The 16,912-nt window shown below is 30.8% G+C and carries 12 protein-coding genes; all 12 read left to right on the plus strand.

The annotated features are described in order from the left end of the window. Positions 1-7: 7 nt before the first annotated feature. The 12 genes from RWR88_RS05160 to RWR88_RS05215 all read left to right on the plus strand — a co-directional run bounded on the left by RWR88_RS05160 (position 8) and on the right by RWR88_RS05215 (position 16,783). Positions 8-841 (plus strand): phosphorylcholine transferase LicD, encoded by an 834-nt coding sequence (locus tag RWR88_RS05160; RefSeq protein ID WP_314349356.1) that lies wholly within the window; start codon positions 8-10, stop codon positions 839-841. Then, entirely contained in the window at positions 831-1,955 is a 1,125-nt protein-coding gene (locus RWR88_RS05165; RefSeq protein ID WP_314450934.1) for a glycosyltransferase, read from the plus strand. The genes RWR88_RS05160 and RWR88_RS05165 overlap by 11 nt, the downstream gene beginning before the upstream one ends. A 4-nt stretch (positions 1,956-1,959) precedes the next feature. After that, complete coding sequence (locus RWR88_RS05170) at positions 1,960-3,435, plus strand: O-antigen polysaccharide polymerase Wzy family protein (RefSeq protein WP_314450935.1); 1,476 nt, start codon at positions 1,960-1,962, stop codon at positions 3,433-3,435. Next, on the plus strand, positions 3,428-4,462 hold the full coding sequence (locus tag RWR88_RS05175) for a prephenate dehydratase (protein ID WP_314450936.1): 1,035 nt from the start codon (positions 3,428-3,430) through the stop codon (positions 4,460-4,462). Before RWR88_RS05170 ends, RWR88_RS05175 begins: the two co-directional genes overlap by 8 nt. Before the next feature lie 115 nt (positions 4,463-4,577). Beyond that, positions 4,578-5,849, plus strand: coding sequence for an ABC transporter permease (locus tag RWR88_RS05180; protein WP_314450937.1), 1,272 nt, complete (start codon positions 4,578-4,580; stop codon positions 5,847-5,849). Between the two features lie 10 nt (positions 5,850-5,859). Beyond that, on the plus strand, positions 5,860-6,495 hold the full coding sequence (locus RWR88_RS05185; protein WP_314450938.1) for an ABC transporter ATP-binding protein: 636 nt from the start codon (positions 5,860-5,862) through the stop codon (positions 6,493-6,495). Positions 6,496-6,515: 20 nt separating this feature from the next. Continuing rightward, the gene (locus tag RWR88_RS05190) at positions 6,516-7,889 is read left to right on the plus strand and encodes an FtsX-like permease family protein (RefSeq protein WP_314450939.1); all 1,374 of its coding nucleotides are present in this window, start codon (positions 6,516-6,518) and stop codon (positions 7,887-7,889) included. 183 nt (positions 7,890-8,072) lie between these two features. Continuing rightward, positions 8,073-8,729 (plus strand): response regulator transcription factor, encoded by a 657-nt coding sequence (locus RWR88_RS05195; protein ID WP_314349704.1) that lies wholly within the window; start codon positions 8,073-8,075, stop codon positions 8,727-8,729. Continuing rightward, the gene (locus RWR88_RS05200; protein WP_314450940.1) at positions 8,726-10,033 is read left to right on the plus strand and encodes a HAMP domain-containing sensor histidine kinase; all 1,308 of its coding nucleotides are present in this window, start codon (positions 8,726-8,728) and stop codon (positions 10,031-10,033) included. Before RWR88_RS05195 ends, RWR88_RS05200 begins: the two co-directional genes overlap by 4 nt. Positions 10,034-10,144: 111 nt before the next feature. After that, entirely contained in the window at positions 10,145-12,760 is a 2,616-nt protein-coding gene (locus RWR88_RS05205; RefSeq protein WP_314450941.1) for a helicase C-terminal domain-containing protein, read from the plus strand. Between the two features lie 190 nt (positions 12,761-12,950). Further along, positions 12,951-14,369, plus strand: coding sequence for a glycogen synthase GlgA (gene glgA / locus RWR88_RS05210; RefSeq protein WP_314450942.1), 1,419 nt, complete (start codon positions 12,951-12,953; stop codon positions 14,367-14,369). Between the two features lie 20 nt (positions 14,370-14,389). After that, positions 14,390-16,783: a glycogen/starch/alpha-glucan phosphorylase gene (locus RWR88_RS05215; RefSeq protein WP_314450943.1), complete on the plus strand. Its 2,394-nt coding sequence runs from the start codon at positions 14,390-14,392 to the stop codon at positions 16,781-16,783. Positions 16,784-16,912: the final 129 nt, after the last annotated feature.

A 16,912-nucleotide genomic window follows, 5' to 3' on the forward strand; every position in this document is an offset into this window, starting at 1 on the left:
TGAAATCATGGAACCACTTCAAGAGAAGTGTTTAGAAATGGCAGAGTATTTCGTTCAATTTTGTAAGGAAAATGATTTACTTTGCTACTTATGTGGTGGAGGAGCAATTGGGACTTTACGACATAAAGGATTTATTCCTTGGGATGATGACTTAGATTTCTTTATGCCAAGAAAAGATTATGAAAAATTAGCACAACTTTGGCCACAAAAAGCTGATAGTCGTTATCAACTTTCTAAAAGTAATGAAAATTATTTAGACCGTAATTTATTTATTACGATAAGAGATACACAAACAACATGTATTAAACCTTATCAACAAGATTTGGATATTCCACATGGATTAGCTTTAGATGTGCTACCATTGGATTATTATCCAACTAATGAGCTATCACGAAAAAAACAAGTGATAGCTGCTTTAGTCTATTCACTGTTTTGTGCTCAAACTATACCAGAAAAGCATGGTGGAATTATGAAGTGGGGAAGTCAAGCTTTATTAGCACTTGTTCCTTCTAAAAAACTTCGTTATAAAATTTGGAAAAAAGCTGAAGCTGAAATGACAAAATATACAAAAGAAGAAAGTGACGGGATTACTGAACTTTGTTCTGGTCCATACTATATGAAGAAAAAGTATCCAATTTCAAGTTTTGAAGATGCTTTATGGCTTCCTTTTGAAGAAACGGAATTACCAATTCCAATTGGATATGATGCCTATTTAAAAACTGCTTTTGGGGATTATATGACTCCACCACCAGTAGAAAAACAAGTAGGTCATCACGATGCAGTGTTAGTTGATTTAGAGAAAAGCTATACACATTATAAAGGTGAATATTATGGAAAATAAGAAAAAAGTACTTTTCTTTTTATGGTCTTTCTCATTAGGAGGAGGAGCTGAAAAAATTTTATCAACAATCGTTTCTAATTTGGATTTAGAAAAATATCAAATTGATATTTTAGAAATGGACCATTTTGATAAAGGATATGAAGCTGTTCCTGAAGGAGTAAGGATTTTAAAACCGTATAAAAAGAGAAAATATGGACGATTAATGGAAACAATTTTATGGCGTCTAAGAATTTATTTTCCACATTTAGTCAGAAAATGGCTGATCAAAGATGACTATGATATTGAAGTTTCCTTTACTATTATGAATCCTGCATTTCCATTTTCTAAGAGAGTAGAAGTTAAAAAATTTGCTTGGATTCATGGAAGTATTGAAGCATTTTTAGCGGAAAATCAAGCTCACTATCGTAAAAATCATTATGAACAATTGAGCCATGCAGATAAAATTATTGCAATTTCTAAAAAAACAAAAGAATCGATTGAAACAGTTTATCCAATGTTTAATGATAAAATTCAAACGATTTATAATGGTTATGATTTTACTTCTCTTCTTGAAAAATCAGAAGAAGTTGCCCCAGTTACCTTGGAAAAAAATAGTATTTGTGTCATAGGTCGTTTAGAAGAGTTAAAAGGGACGGATCGTGTGTTAGAAGTCTTTACCAAATTACAACAAGAATTATCTGATGTCCATTTATACTATATTGGTAGTGGAGAACAAGAGACCTTCTTAAAAGGAGAAGTAGAACGTCTTCAATTACAGAATAAAGTTCATTTCTTAGGCTATCAAAAAAATCCATATTCCATTTTAAAGCAAGCTAAAGTTCTGCTATCTTTATCAAAACAAGAAGGGTTTTCAGGAGCTGTTGTCGAAGCAGTAACATTAGGAATTCCTTTTGTTTCTACAAATGTTGGAGGAGCTTTAGAATTATCGAATGAAGGACAATTTGGAGAAGTCGTCGATTCTAATCAAGAAGCCATCGATGCCCTTAAAAATTATATTACTGGAGAAAAAAGAATTTCTGAACAATATTCAGAATTTATCCAACAATTTACAATTGAAAAACAACTGCAACAAATAGAGGAGTTATTTCAATTATCTAAAGAAGAAAGGAGTTAGATAGATGCCGGATTCTTTAAGAAAACTTCATGCAGTACTTACAACTTTCTGTTATGGGCTAGCGATTGTTTTTTATTTGATTTATTTAAACAATAATCATTTAGAAACTTTATTATATACAGTTGTAATAGTTTTTATTGCACATACATTATTTAGTTTTTATAACTTAAAATATCAATTAATTCATATCTTGTTTTATATGACCATTTTTGTATTTTTATTTTCAAGACCACTTATTGATTATTTAAGAATTGGAAGTTTTGAAACATATCAACAAGATGCGTATATATTCACTTTTAATATCATTTTAGTATCCTTGCTAGGATTATGGTTGGGTGGAATCATAGGTGTCAGATATTTTAGTCGAAAGAAAGAAAAGCCTGTTGATGAAAATTCTTATGCTCGATTAATTTTACAAGTTCGAAGAGTTTCTTTAGCAGTATTTTGGTTAACATATCCATTTTATGTATTAAGATTAGTGGAACGTTTAATCTTTAGATTACAAACTACTTACTATGGATATTATGCGAATTTCACAAGTAAATTACCATACTTTACTTATTTATTATCAGCTTTTATGTTCTATGCATTATGTGTCTATTTAGCAACGAAACCTTCTAAAAAAGTATCTATTTTTATGCTAGGATTATATGTTGCTGCTAATATGATTCATTTAGTCATTGGAACGAGAAATCCGTTTATTTTAAGTTTATTATTTGCCTTTGTTTATTTCTTTATGCGCCATTATTCTGATAAAAAAGAAGTTTGGCTTGGACGTAGAGAAAAAATTGCATTAGGAATAGGAACACCAGTCTTAATGCTTGCCATGGGGGCGATGAACTATATTCGAGATGGAGCGAAATTAAAGTTTGATAGTATCTTTGCTTTATTAGTCGATTTTATTTACAAACAAGGAACTAGTTTTGGAGTTTTAGCTAGAGGATATTTATATCGTAGTAGTTTACCAATTCGAGAAATGAGAAACTTTACATTTGGTCCTATTATTGATTATTTTTATCGCGGTAGTATTGGGATGAATTTATTAGGAACTACAGCTTTTAAAACAACGACAAATAGTATTGAATTAGCTTTAGAAAGTAATAGTTATGCTCATAATATTTCGTATTTAGTATTAAAAAAACAATATTTAGATGGACATGGTATCGGAAGTAGTTATATGATGGAAGTTTACACCGATTATGGTTTTGTTGGATTATTTATAACGAGTTGTATTTTAGGGTTTATTTTTATCGCGTTACTAAATTCAGCTTATCGTAAAAATCTTCTTGGTTTTACTGTGTCATTACTAGTCCTTGGAAATCTATTTTTTATGGCAAGAAGTAGTTTCTCAGAGAGTTTCTTTAGTTTGTTTACAATGCAATTTTGGACAGTTGTAATAGTGATTTTCTTAATGTCCTATTCAATGAAGAAACCAATTTATCATACAACATTAGCAAAGGATGGTTATATACATGTTTGAAAATTATTCATTAGCTGATTTATTAGCTAATTTAAAGAAAAAGAAAAAGTGGAACGCAATTGCAGTATTTGTATTATTTATTTTAATGGCAGTACCGATGAGTTATAAAGCTATTACTTCAAAATCAGTCGTAAAAAATAATACAAGTTACTCAAGTTATATTATTTATAAAATTAATGCTCCAGAAAAAGAATTCAAAACAGAAGCAAATATAAAAAATGACCAATATAGTTATTTTTACTCTAAACTAATTAGCTCAAATATGAATGGAGCGTATTTATTCAATGATTCAACAGATCAAGAAGTAGCAACATTTGCAGGTGAAATTGCAAGTAATGCAACTCAATTAAGAAATTCAGATATAGATTTCTGGGAAAAGAAAATCATTGTTACTTCATTAGGAGATTATACAGGAGTTTCTGTTAAGGCTTTAACAACAAGTCCTACTTTAAACCAATTAATTGAGAAAAAAGTAGATGCATTAATGAACAGTTATAAAGATGTATTTAAAGACGTAACGATTCAAAAATTAAATACTGTTAACTCCCAAGAAGTTGGGGGAAGTGAAACAACTGTTTCAAATTTCAATGTAAAACAATTAGTGTTAAGAATGGTAGTTGTTTTCGTATTAGCAGGATTTATTATCATCTTTATGAACTTTGTTTGGTATTTATTTAACCCTACAATGAACCGTGCAGGAGATTTTAAAAAATATGATATCCATCAAGTATTTGAAATTGAAAATGCAGAAGTGTTACGTCAATTAATTCGCTATAAAAAAGAAACTCATGGAGAGTTTGCAGTGGTTACTTCAAGTAAAGCTATTGCAAAACAATGGGAAAATAAAATTCAAGATGTAATGATTGAATATGTAGAAGCTTCTAATTTTGAAAGAATTTGTCAATTTGATGCTTACCTATTCGTTGAAGAATTTGGTAAGACTCGTTATGTTGATTTTGAGAAAAAATTACAAGAATTGCATAATTTTGATAAAAAAATTATCGGTGTAGCAGTATTTCCACTATAATACAAAACCTCGTCAGTTATCCTGGCGAGGTTTTTTTGTTTTCATTTCATATACATTTCATAAACTCTCCCTATAATAAGTTACAGATAAGAAATGAGAGAGAGGAGTTATCCCTTTGATAAAAAATGCAGCACTTTATATTTTTAGGAAGAGAAAGAAAAGTCTGATATTAATCACTATCTTTAGTGTTATTTTAGCTTGTATATTTGCTTGTATGAGGTTATTATCTACGACTTCCACAGTACAACAACAATTAAAACAAACGACAACTTCTTCGTTTGAATTTAGAAAAAAAGATGGAACAAGTTTTTCATTTAAACAAGTGGAAGAAATAAAGAAAGTTGCAGATAATGAGTCTTTAGAAAAACATTATCAAACCATTGCAAAATTAGAAAATCACTCAGTGGTGACTGGGGAAGAAAAAATTCAACGAGATGATATTGATGAAGAAATGAAAAATGTTGTTTCTCTCAATTCTAGTAGCCAAGTAAATCGAGAAAAACTATTCTCAAGTGGAGTTTTCTCATTGTTAAAGGGAAAAATGATAGAAGCAACGGATGTTCATAAAATCATGATTCATGAAGAATTAGCTTCTAAAAATCAATTAAATCTTGGAGATACGATAACCCTTGATGTCATCCAACAAGAAACTGGTGAGAAGAAAAAAGTAGACTATGAAATTGTTGGAATTTTTTCTGGGAAAAAGCAAGAAACTTATACAGGATTAACTTCTGATTTTAGTGAAAATACAGTGTTTACGGATTATGAATCGATTCGTCAAGCCTTTTCTAGTGATTCAGAAGAAGTTGTGACAGGATTAAATATCTTTGCTTCGTCAAGTGAAGAATTACAGAAAATGAAACAAGCTATAGAAGCTTTACCATTCAATTGGGAAGAGTTTGTCATCGAAAATCAAAAACAAGATTTCGATGATATATTAGAAAGTATAACTGGTCTTCAAAGTATGGTTCAATGGATGACAGTTGGAATTTTAATCGCTGGTGCGGTAGTTCTATCCTTAATGTTAATGTTAAGTGTGCGAGAAAGAATTTATGAGATTGGTATTTTATTATCGATTGGAATTCATAAAGCTTGGATTATTGGAAAATTCTTTGTTGAATTATTCTTATTGACGATTCCTGCTATTTTTGTTTCGCTTGCATTAGGACCTATGATGGTTCAACAACTAATGAATGGATTTATATCGATGGATTCGGAACAATCTCCTTTAGGAAACTTTATTTCAAAAGGAGCACAACAGGCAGTAATGAGCGTGTTTAGTCAAAGTTATGCATTATTAGCAATAGTGATTGTATTCTCACTTGCTGTAACATTAGGAATCTTTTTAATGAAAAAACCAAAAGAAATATTATCAAAAATGAGTTAGGAGAATGAACATGAGTGTATTATCAATGAATAAAGTAAGTTATCAATATAAGGAAGCACGTCAATCTGTGTTATCACAAATTGATCAAGAATTTGAAACAGGTAAATTTTACGCCATTATTGGGAAATCGGGTTCTGGAAAATCAACATTATTATCTTTATTAGCAGCATTAGATAATCCAACAAGTGGAAAGATTTTATTTGAAGGAGAAGATATTCAAGAAAAAGGAGATAGTTATCACCGTAAACATCATATTTCCTTAGTATTCCAAAATTATAATTTAATTGATTATTTAACTCCTTTAGAAAATATTCGATTAGTTAATCCTACAGCTACAAAAGAAATTTTATTACAATTAGGTTTAGAGGAAAGCCATGTAAATCGTAATGTTTTAAAATTATCAGGGGGACAACAACAAAGGGTCGCGATTGCTCGTGCGCTAGTTTCAGAGGCTCCAATTATTTTAGCGGATGAACCAACAGGAAATTTAGATGAACATACAGCTGGAGAAATTATTGATGTGCTTAAAGCATTAGCGAAAGAAAGAAATAAATGTGTCATTGTTGTAACACATAGTAAAGAAGTAGCAAATGCTGCAGATAGTATATTAGAATTGCGTGAAACAAAACTTCACGCAGTGAAATAAGTAAAGGGAGATAGAATAGGATGAAAAATGCATTTGCTTATATTTCAAGAAAAATCTTTAAATCATTCGTATTATTTGCCGTTGTACTATCCATGGCGACATTAAGTATGATTGGATTATCCATGAAAGATGCAACGAATCAAGCTTCAAAAGAAGTATTTAAAAATATTACAAATAGTTTTTCAATGGAAATTAATCGTCGAGTGAATCAAGGAACACCTCGTGGTGGAGGAAATATTAAAGGAGAAGATATTAAAAAAATTTCTGAATCTCCAGATATCGAAGGAACTGTTAAACGTATTAATAGTGTAGCTGATTTAGCAGATTACGATATTATTGAAACAAAAGAAACTCAAGGAGTGTTAACACCCGATCGTATTAAGAAATTTAAACGTGCTGTGATGTTAACAGGGGTTAATGATTCTGCGAAAGAAAATAAATTTGTTTCTGGTGCCTATCAATTGGTAGAAGGAAGTCCATTAGTAGAATCAGATAAATATAAAATTTTAATGCATAAAGATTTAGCTGAAAAAAATCACTTAAAAGTAGGCGATAAAATTACATTAAAATCAAATATTTATGATGCTGATAATGAAAAAGGTGCTAATGAAACGGTAGAAGTTGAAATTAAAGGTCTGTTTGATGGTCATAATAAAACGAGAGTTACAGCAGCACAAGAATTATATGAAAATACTTTAGTAACCGATATTCATACAGCTGCTAAAGTATATGGAAATACAGAAGATACAGCAGTATATCAAGATGCGACATTCTTTGTAAAAGGAAATAAAAATCTTGATACAGTCATTAAAGATTTAGGGAAATTAGCCATTAATTGGAAATCTTATAATTTAGTAAAAAGTTCTTCTAACTTCCCAGCCCTACAACAATCAATTTCTGGAATGTATTCAATCGCAAATAAATTATTTATTGGTTCTATTGCATTTGCAGGAATTACAGTAGCATTATTACTATTCTTATGGATGAATGCTCGTCAAAGAGAAATTGGGGTTCTATTATCGATTGGCTTATCGAAAATGGAAATATTTGGACAATTTGTATGGGAGTTATTGTTCATTAGTTTACCAGCCTTTATCGGTGCAACAGGAGTTGCTATTTTGACAGGTAAAACAGTTGGAAATCAATTACTTGCAAGTGTTACTTCCAGTATTGCAAAACAAATGGGGAAACAAGCAGCCTCAACGGGTTTAGGTGGTGGAGCTGAAGTAGATGGCTTTAATAAGACATTAACTTCGTTAGAAATGGTGATTCAACCAACAAATGTACTATATGTAGTTGGATTTATGATTGTGGTATTAGGGATTGCATTAACGATTGCCAGTGTGAAAACATTTAGTAAAAATCCTAAAGAATTATTATTGGATGTTGAATAAGGAAGCAAAAATAATGGGAGAAAAGTAGCAATTCTAGGAAAATAACTGGTATTAAAAATGAAATAGATGGATAAAAGGAGCAGACAAAGAATAAAAAAGATTCTGAGTCTGCTCTTTTTTTATGAAATGACAAGGACAGAAATAAGAAAATCATTTATAATAAGAATGAAAGGAGATGAAGCTGTGAGAATTTTAATGGTCGAAGATGAAGCACCGATTCGTGAAGGAGTCTGTGATTATTTAAGTGAATGTGATTATGAGATGATTGCTGCAAGTGATGGACAAGAAGCGATGGAATTATTTGATTCAAATGAAGTTCATTTAGTGCTATTAGATATTCAATTGCCAAAAAAGAATGGATTAGAAGTTTTAGAATATATTCGAAGAAAAAGTTCAATTCCTGCATTAATGTTAACAGCTTTTAGCGATGAAGAATATCAATTAAAAGCTTTTAGTCAATTAGCAGATGGCTATATTGAAAAGCCATTTTCCTTACCTGTTTTAAAAGCGAGAATTGATGCTTTAATGAAACGGTATTATCCGGATACAGAAGTGTTTACTTATCAAAATACGAGTGTGAATTTCTCTAGTTATACAGCAACTCTTTCTGGTGAAAAAGTAGATATGAATGCTAAAGAAATTGAAATTTTAAAATGTTTAGTCGATCATGAAGGTCAAGCATTAAGTAGGCAACAAATTATTGATCAAGTTTGGAAAGAAACAGATGAAATTCCTTTTGATCGAGTGATTGATGTCTATATGAAGGAATTACGTAAAAAATTAGCATTGGATTGTATTATTACAATTCGTAATGTGGGTTATAAATTGGAGAGACTATGAAATCATTAAAAATATTTCCAAAAATTTTAGCGACAACTTTTTTTATTTTAAGTATGTTAGTCATCGGCATTCATATTTCGATTTATTTTATTTTTCCTAAGACTTATCTTGAAACGAAACAACAGGAACTAAGTATAAAAGCAGACCAAATTTCGTCTAATTTAAACTTAAAAGAAGAAAGTCAAATTATGGATTTTGTGAACCTGTATTCGAAAGGAAATGATATTACTTTGATGGCAGGAGCTGAATCAGGCTCTAATGAATTTGAAATTAGTCAAGGGATACCAGCTGATTTTTCAAGTTATACTAATTCTTTAGTTATTGAAGAGCGACAAATTCAAACAAAAAATGGAGAAAATTTAAATTTACAATTTATTACAACGACTGATTTACAAAAAGATGCTATTTCTTTAAGTTGGAAATTTTTACCATATACTTTGTTAGTTTCCTTCTTGATGTCACTGATGATAGCTTGGATTTATGCGAGAATTATAACGAAACAAGTTCAACAGATGAAAAAAATCATGAGAAAAATGAAACAATTGGATCGTCATGCTTTGTTAGAAGTTCAGTCAACCGATGAGATTGGAGAATTAAAATCACAAATTAATCAATTGTATATTAATTTATTACAAGTGATTGATGATGTAGAAGAAAAGAATGAAATGATTCTTCAATTAGAAAAAATTAAATATGAATTTTTCCGTGGACGTTCTCATGATTTAAAAACACCTTTAGCAAGTTTAAAAATTATTTTAGAAAATATGAAATATCATGTTGGAAAATATAAAAATCGAGATTATTATATTGATGAATGTATTCAAATTGTCGATGGACTGACCGTTAAAGTAGTTGAATTATTAAGAGAATCTAAGGAAGCTCTAGGAGAAAAAGCAAAATGGATTTCTCTCGAAGAAGAAATTCAAAAAGTTACTCAGGATCATCATTGGATTGCAATGAAGAGAAATTTAACCATTCATAGTCATATTATTCCAAAGCAATTATTAATCGGACAGGAAGCTTTTAAAATGGTACTCTCCAATATTTTTAGTAATGCGTATCAATATGCTAAAAAAGGTTCTGTCATTCGAATCGTTTCGGATGAAAATTGTTTCATGATTCAAAATGAAGTGAATGATGCCGTAGAAGAAATGAATGACCTATTAGAAGAAAATCAAAAGAAAACAGGGATTGGTTTATTAGTCGTTCAAAATTTATTAGAGCATTATGGGTTTAGTTACCAGTTAGAAAAGGGTAAAAAGCAAGTAACAGTTACAATAGAGTTTCCAAAAAATATGAAGTGAAAGATGAGGTACATTTCCAAATAGAAGGAAGTGTACTTCTTTTTTATGAGAATAGTTGCGTTTCCCTAAAAGAGTTAGTAAACTAATTTTATGAGAAAAGTAGGTGAGAGAATGAATACGAGTTATGCTGTAGTGGATTTAGAAACAACGGGTCCTAAATTTGAAGAAGGTGGAAGAATTTTTCAATTTGGGTGTTCCATTATTGAACAAGGAGAAATTGTTACTCAAGTAGATTTGTATATAAATCCAGAGACAACGATTCCTTATGAGATTCAACAATTAACAGGAGTCGACAAGAAAGAAGTGAAGCAAGCCCCTTATTTTGATGAAATTGCTTCAACTATTTTTCAATTATTAGAAGGAAAAACATTTGTAGCTCATAATATCAGTTTTGATTATTCCTACTTAGTAGAAAGTTTTAGAGAATTAGCAGGAATTGAATGGAGTGCTCCCTGTGTGGATACTGTTCAATTAGCGCAAATTTGTTATCCGACGATTGAGAGTTATCGACTGCAAGATTTAACGCAATTATTAGAAATTCCACATCAACAAATTCATTCAGCAGGAAGTGATGCGTATGCAACTGCTCAATTATTTTTAAACTGTTTAGAGGAATTAGAACAATTACCCGCTCCTACTTTACAACAAATGTCATTATTTGCGGATAGTTTAATGGCTGAAACAGGGAAAGTGATTCATGACTGTTGTCAAAACGGTTCAGTATCTCAAAAAGAATTTATTTTTATAGAGGGATTTGCATTAAATCCTATTGTTGAAAAAGATGAAGATAATGAACAGACACAAAAATGGAATGCATTGGAACTTTATCATCAATTAGTGGAGAAAAAGGTCATTCAATATCAACCCTTACAAGTTCAATTAATCGAATTTATGTTACAACGATTGAATTATGGACATTCGATTAATTGGGTAGAAGCGGAGCCGGGACTTGGAAAAACGTTAGCTTATTTACTAGTTTCTTTACAAGTACAGTCACAAAATCATCCAATTTGGATTGCAACTTCGACGATTTTACTACAACAACAATTAATAGAACAGGAAATCAAACCATTAGAAGAAAGTTTAGGAATCTCACTTCCAATTGCAACTGTCAAAGGACAAGAGCATTATCTTTCATTGTCAGGATTAGCTGAAATTTTAGAAAAATATGAACAATACCAAAATCAGAAAAGTGCTTTAACAGTAATTGCTTTATTAAAATGGTTAGCACATACAACTTCAGGAGATTTATCCGAATGTAATTCGTTATTTTACCATCGTGAAATATGGGAGAAAATAACTAGAAAAGAAAGACAATTCTCTAAAATGGATTTCTATCGTAAAGCGATACGACATGCAAGAAAGTCTAAGATGGTCATTACGAACCAAGCATTTTTAGTCCAATATTTAAAACAAGCTCCTCAAAGAGACCATTTTGATAAACCAATTGTGATCATGGATGAAGTACAACAATTGGAGCATGTTTTAGAAAGCCAAGAACAGAAATTACTGGAATTTGATGCATTATGGCAAATACAAATGGAGTGGAACGAATACCATTTAGAAAGTTATTTAGAAATGTCGAGTACTCAAGAACATCAATCCAGACAAATCAATCGTCGATTACTTGAGATTTGTGACTTATATGAAGAATGGACACAAATGATTCGAAAAGAAAGTTATCCTACTTCAGTGATATTGCTATCTGCAGAAGAATGGGAGAAGAGTATCCATCACCAAACTTTAGCAGCGGTAAAATCAGCTTGTATTGAGCTATTAAAACTAACATTTGATTTTAAAGGGAATGATGAACTGGTTCAAAAAACTCATGCTTGTTTACAAAAAATGGTACAAGAAATGGTTCTCTTATTAAAACAAGAAGAGGGTTATGTAGCAGTTTCATATGTATTGAAAAAAGGGCAATATAGTTTACAGTTAGAAAGTATGAAATCTGCTTTAAAAATGTGGAGAGAAATTCAACCCTATATTCATCAGTATATTGGGATTTCTGCAACTATTCCAATCTTCACGCCACTATTTCATTCAATCGTAAAACAAGAAGAAGGATTATTTTTACCAAAAACGTATCAAAATTTTGAACACACTGTATTTATACCAACAGATTTACCGACTCCTTCTATTATTGTGACACCTGAAAGAGTGAATTTATTAGTGAGCCAATTATTAGATATTTATCAAAGAAAACAAGGAAGATGTCTCGTATTAGTTCATTCCATTGAAATGCTAGAGGAATTGGAGCAAGTGTTATTAGAATATCCAGATATTCCGTTATTAGTCCAACGAACGAATCAGTCGAGCAGAAAGGTTCAGCGAAAATTTCAACAACAAGAATCTGTCTTATTATTAGGCGTGTATAGTTTTTGGGAGGGCTTTGATAGTGGAGAGGTATCTATTGATCAATTAATTATTCCAAAATTACCTTTTCCAAATCCAACACAATTACAGCAAAGAGTCATTGCTGAGGAAATGAAATTACAAAATCGTCATTATTTCCAAGATTATGCTTTGGAAAAAATGTTACAACAATTTTATCAAGGATTAGGAAGAATGAATCGTCCGCATCAAGAAAAAGCAGAAATATGGATTTTAGATACACGTTCTATCAATTCTCCTTATGCGAATCGAGTGATGCAATGTATTCCAAATCGAGCAAAGGTTTATTCTCAAACTTTTAGAAAATTAATTCAAAAAACAATGAAAGAATAGAAAAATCAAAAAACGGCAGTTGAAAGGACTGTCGTTTTTATCGTTCCTGTAAAGCTCATTAAAAAGTAAAAAACAAAACAATATTATAGTTTAATTTGTGATAAATAAGAGTATAATAGGAAATAATCAGTGAATTTTATTTCAAATTGATTAGAAGAAAGTTCCTATTAACCTAAAAAGGAGAATGATGATGAAAGTTCTATTTATCGCTGCAGAAGCATCCCCTTTTGTAAAAATTGGTGGACTAGGAGATGTGATTGGTTCACTTCCTAAAGCATTACAAGCTGAAGGAGTAGAAGCTAGAGTAGTGTTACCGTTATATTCTAGTATCAATCGTGAAAAATTTCCTTTAGAGTATAAAAAATATATTTTTGTACAGTACGGTTGGAGAAATGCCTATTGTGGTATTTTTGAATGTCAAATTGATGGAATTACTTATTATTTCATTGATAATGAACAATATTTTAATCGCGCATCCGTATATGGGCAAGACGATGATGGTGAACGTTTTGCATTCTTTTCTAAAGCAGCTTTAGAAATTTTACCACATATTGATTATCAACCAGATATCATTAATGCAAATGATTGGCATACAGCATTATCAGTTATTTATTTAGATGATTACAAATCAAGAGGTATGGAATTTTATCAAAACATGAAATCTGTCATTTCGATTCATAATATTGAGTTTCAAGGGAAATTTAATCCTTACGAAATGGGCAATTTATTTGGATTAGATAATAAGTATTTTGATGCATTAATTTATAATGGTGATTTGAACTTACTAAAAGGAGCAATTCAATTAGCAAATCGTGTGAATACAGTCAGTCAAACTTATGCAAAAGAAATTTTAAATCCATATTTTTCATACGGCTTAGATAAAATTTTGCAAGTGGAGCAAGGGAAATTAGTAGGAATTGTGAATGGATTAGATACAGATACATTTAATCCAGAAACAGATGCTCATTTAGAAAAAAATTATTCATTATCTACTATTTCTAAAAAAGTAGAAAATAAATTAGCCTTTCAAAGACAAATGGCCTTAGAAGAAAATCCTCACAAGATGATGGTAGGAATGGTTACGAGATTAACGCATCAAAAAGGAATTGATTTAGTATTAGATGTAGCAGATCAATTGTTAGACTTAGGAATCCAATTAGTGATTTTAGGAACGGGTGATGCTCATTATGAATCAGCCTTACGCTCATTAGAATATCGTAGACATGATGCTGTTAGAAGTTTAATTATGTTCTCAAGTGAAATGTCTTCAAAAGTATATGCTTCATGTGATGCATTTTTAATGCCTTCTAAAACTGAACCATGTGGGTTATCACAATTAATCTCTATGCGTTATGGAACAGTTCCAATTGTTCATCGTGTAGGAGGATTATATGATACTGTTCAACCATTTGATGGGGTTCATGGAACAGGATTTACATTTGAAAGTTTTAATTCTGGAGATCTATTAGATGCAGTAAGACGAACAAAAGAAGTCTATGATTTTCAAAAGGAAAATTGGGCATCCATTGTATCTCAAGCAATGAGCAAAGATGTTAGTTGGAATCAATCTGCGAAGCAATATGTTTCATTATATCAATCAATTTTATAAAAAGGGTTAAGGTGATTTTTGTGAATTCATTAAATTTTCAACAACGTATAGAACAAACATTACAAATTCAATTTGGTGTAACGATTGATCATGCTAGTAAACGTCAAGTATACGAAGCTATGATGAGAAGTGTTCGTGAGATTTTATCTCAAAAGAAATTTGGATATGAACAAGAATTAAAAAAACGTAGAGTAAAACGTGCGTATTATATGTCCATGGAATTTTTAGTTGGAAGAACTTTAAGAAATAATTTATTTAATTTAGGAATTGAACAAGAAATTGAAACATATTTAAGTAAACATCATATTTCTTTAGATGAAATTTATCAAATTGAACCTGATCCAGGGCTTGGAAATGGCGGTTTAGGACGTCTAGCTTCTTGTTATTTAGATGCACTAACAAGTCAAGATTATCCAGTAACAGGATTTTCTATTTTATATGAATATGGGATTTTTAAACAAGTGATTAATAATGGTTGGCAACAAGAATTTCCGGATCACTGGTTAGATTTAGGAAAATATGGTTTAGTCTATCGTAGTGATGAAGAAGTAGAAGTTCGTTTCTATGGAAATATTAAAGAAGAAATGACACCAGAAGGATTCCGTGTGACTCATGAAGATTATACAGCTATTCAAGCCGAACCGTATGATTTATTAATTTCAGGGTATGATACAGATACTGTTAATACTTTACGTTTATGGGAAGCAAAAGCCAAAACAGGATTTAATATGAAATTATTTGAACGTGGAGAATATTCTCGATCTTCAGAAGCAGAAGCGATTGCATCTTCTATTTCTAAATTATTATATCCAGCAGATAGCACAAGAGAAGGAAAAGAATTACGTATTAAACAACAATATTTCTTTATTAGTGCATCTCTACAACAATTAGTAAAAAATCATTATCATGAATTTGGAACATTAGAAAACTTCCATGAATACGCAGCACTTCATATTAATGATACTCACCCAGCAATGGCAGTAGCAGAATTTATGAGATTATTAATTGATGAATACCATTATTCTTGGGAAAAATCATGGGAAATTACAACAAAAACATTTGCTTATACGAACCATACCATTATGTCTGAAGCTTTAGAAAAATGGGCAGTGGATTTATTCCAACCAATTCTTCCAAGAATTTATTCTATTATAGAAGAAATTAATCGTCGCTTCTGTCAATGGGTTATTGATATGGGCTATGAAATGACATTACCAGAAACAGCTATTATTTATGATGGTATGATTAAGATGGCGAACTTATCAATTGTTGGTAGTCATTATGTCAATGGTGTATCAAAATTACATAGTGATATTTTAGTCGATTCTACTTTCCGTGCATTTTATGCTTTATATCCGGATAAATTTGGTAATGTGACAAATGGTATTGCACATCGAAGATGGTTAGGACAAGCAAATCCTGAGTTAACGAATTATTTAGAATCATTAATCGGTATTGATTTTGTAAAAGATTTATCTAAAATTTCTAAGTTATTAGAGTATAAAGATGATGAGAAAGTTTTACATGCATTAAAAAATATTAAACATCAGAAAAAACAACAATTAGCAGCTTATATTCAAGATACATTAGGAATTACGGTAAATCCAAATTCAATTTTTGATGTACAAGTGAAGAGACTTCATGAATATAAACGTCAATTATTAAATGCTTTGCATATTGTTTATTTATATCAAGCGATTAAATATCAAGGATTAAGACCTACTCCAAGAACATTTATTTTTGCTGCAAAAGCTTCATCAGGTTATGATATGGCAAAAAATATTATTAAATTCATCCATTCTATCTCTCAATTAATTGAAAGTGATGAATTAGTAAGAGAATACATTAAAGTAGTCTTTATTCCAGATTACAAAGTAAGTCTAGCAGAAATTATTTTACCAGCAGCAGATGTCAGTGAACAAATTTCTCAAGCAGGTAAAGAGGCAAGTGGTACTGGTAATATGAAATTGATGTTAAATGGAGCCATTACACTAGGAACATTAGACGGTGCCAATGTTGAAATTTTAGAAGCGGTTGGTGAAGAAAATATTGTTATTTTCGGATTAAAAACAGAAGAAGTCAATCAATTAGTTGCAGAAGGGTATAAACCTTGGGAATGGTATAATCGTTCTGAAAGAGTGAAACAAACACTTGATTTCATTCGTACGATGACTGTTGGAGGTATGAACTTTAATTTCTTAGTAGATTATTTATTAAATGATGATCCATTTATGTGTTTAGCAGATTTTGAATCTTATATTCATGCGCAACAACAAATTGAAGAGGCTTATAATGATGAAAAACAATGGCAAAAGATGAGTTTAGTGAATACTGCAAAAGCGGGTATTTTCTCAGCAGATCGTGCTGTAAAAGAATATGCAGATAGAATTTGGCATATTCAACAAGTGAAATAGGCGAAATGGACTTCTCTAAAGTAGCGAAGGACGGCAGCAGCCCTGTACGGTCTCATGCCTAAACTTCGAGCCTAGGTCTCGAAGTTTATTTGAAACAAAGTACGAAAAAAAGACAAAAAGATACTACCT

It is taken from the genome of uncultured Granulicatella sp. (assembly GCF_963528195.1).
Classification (GTDB): domain Bacteria; phylum Bacillota; class Bacilli; order Lactobacillales; family Aerococcaceae; genus Granulicatella.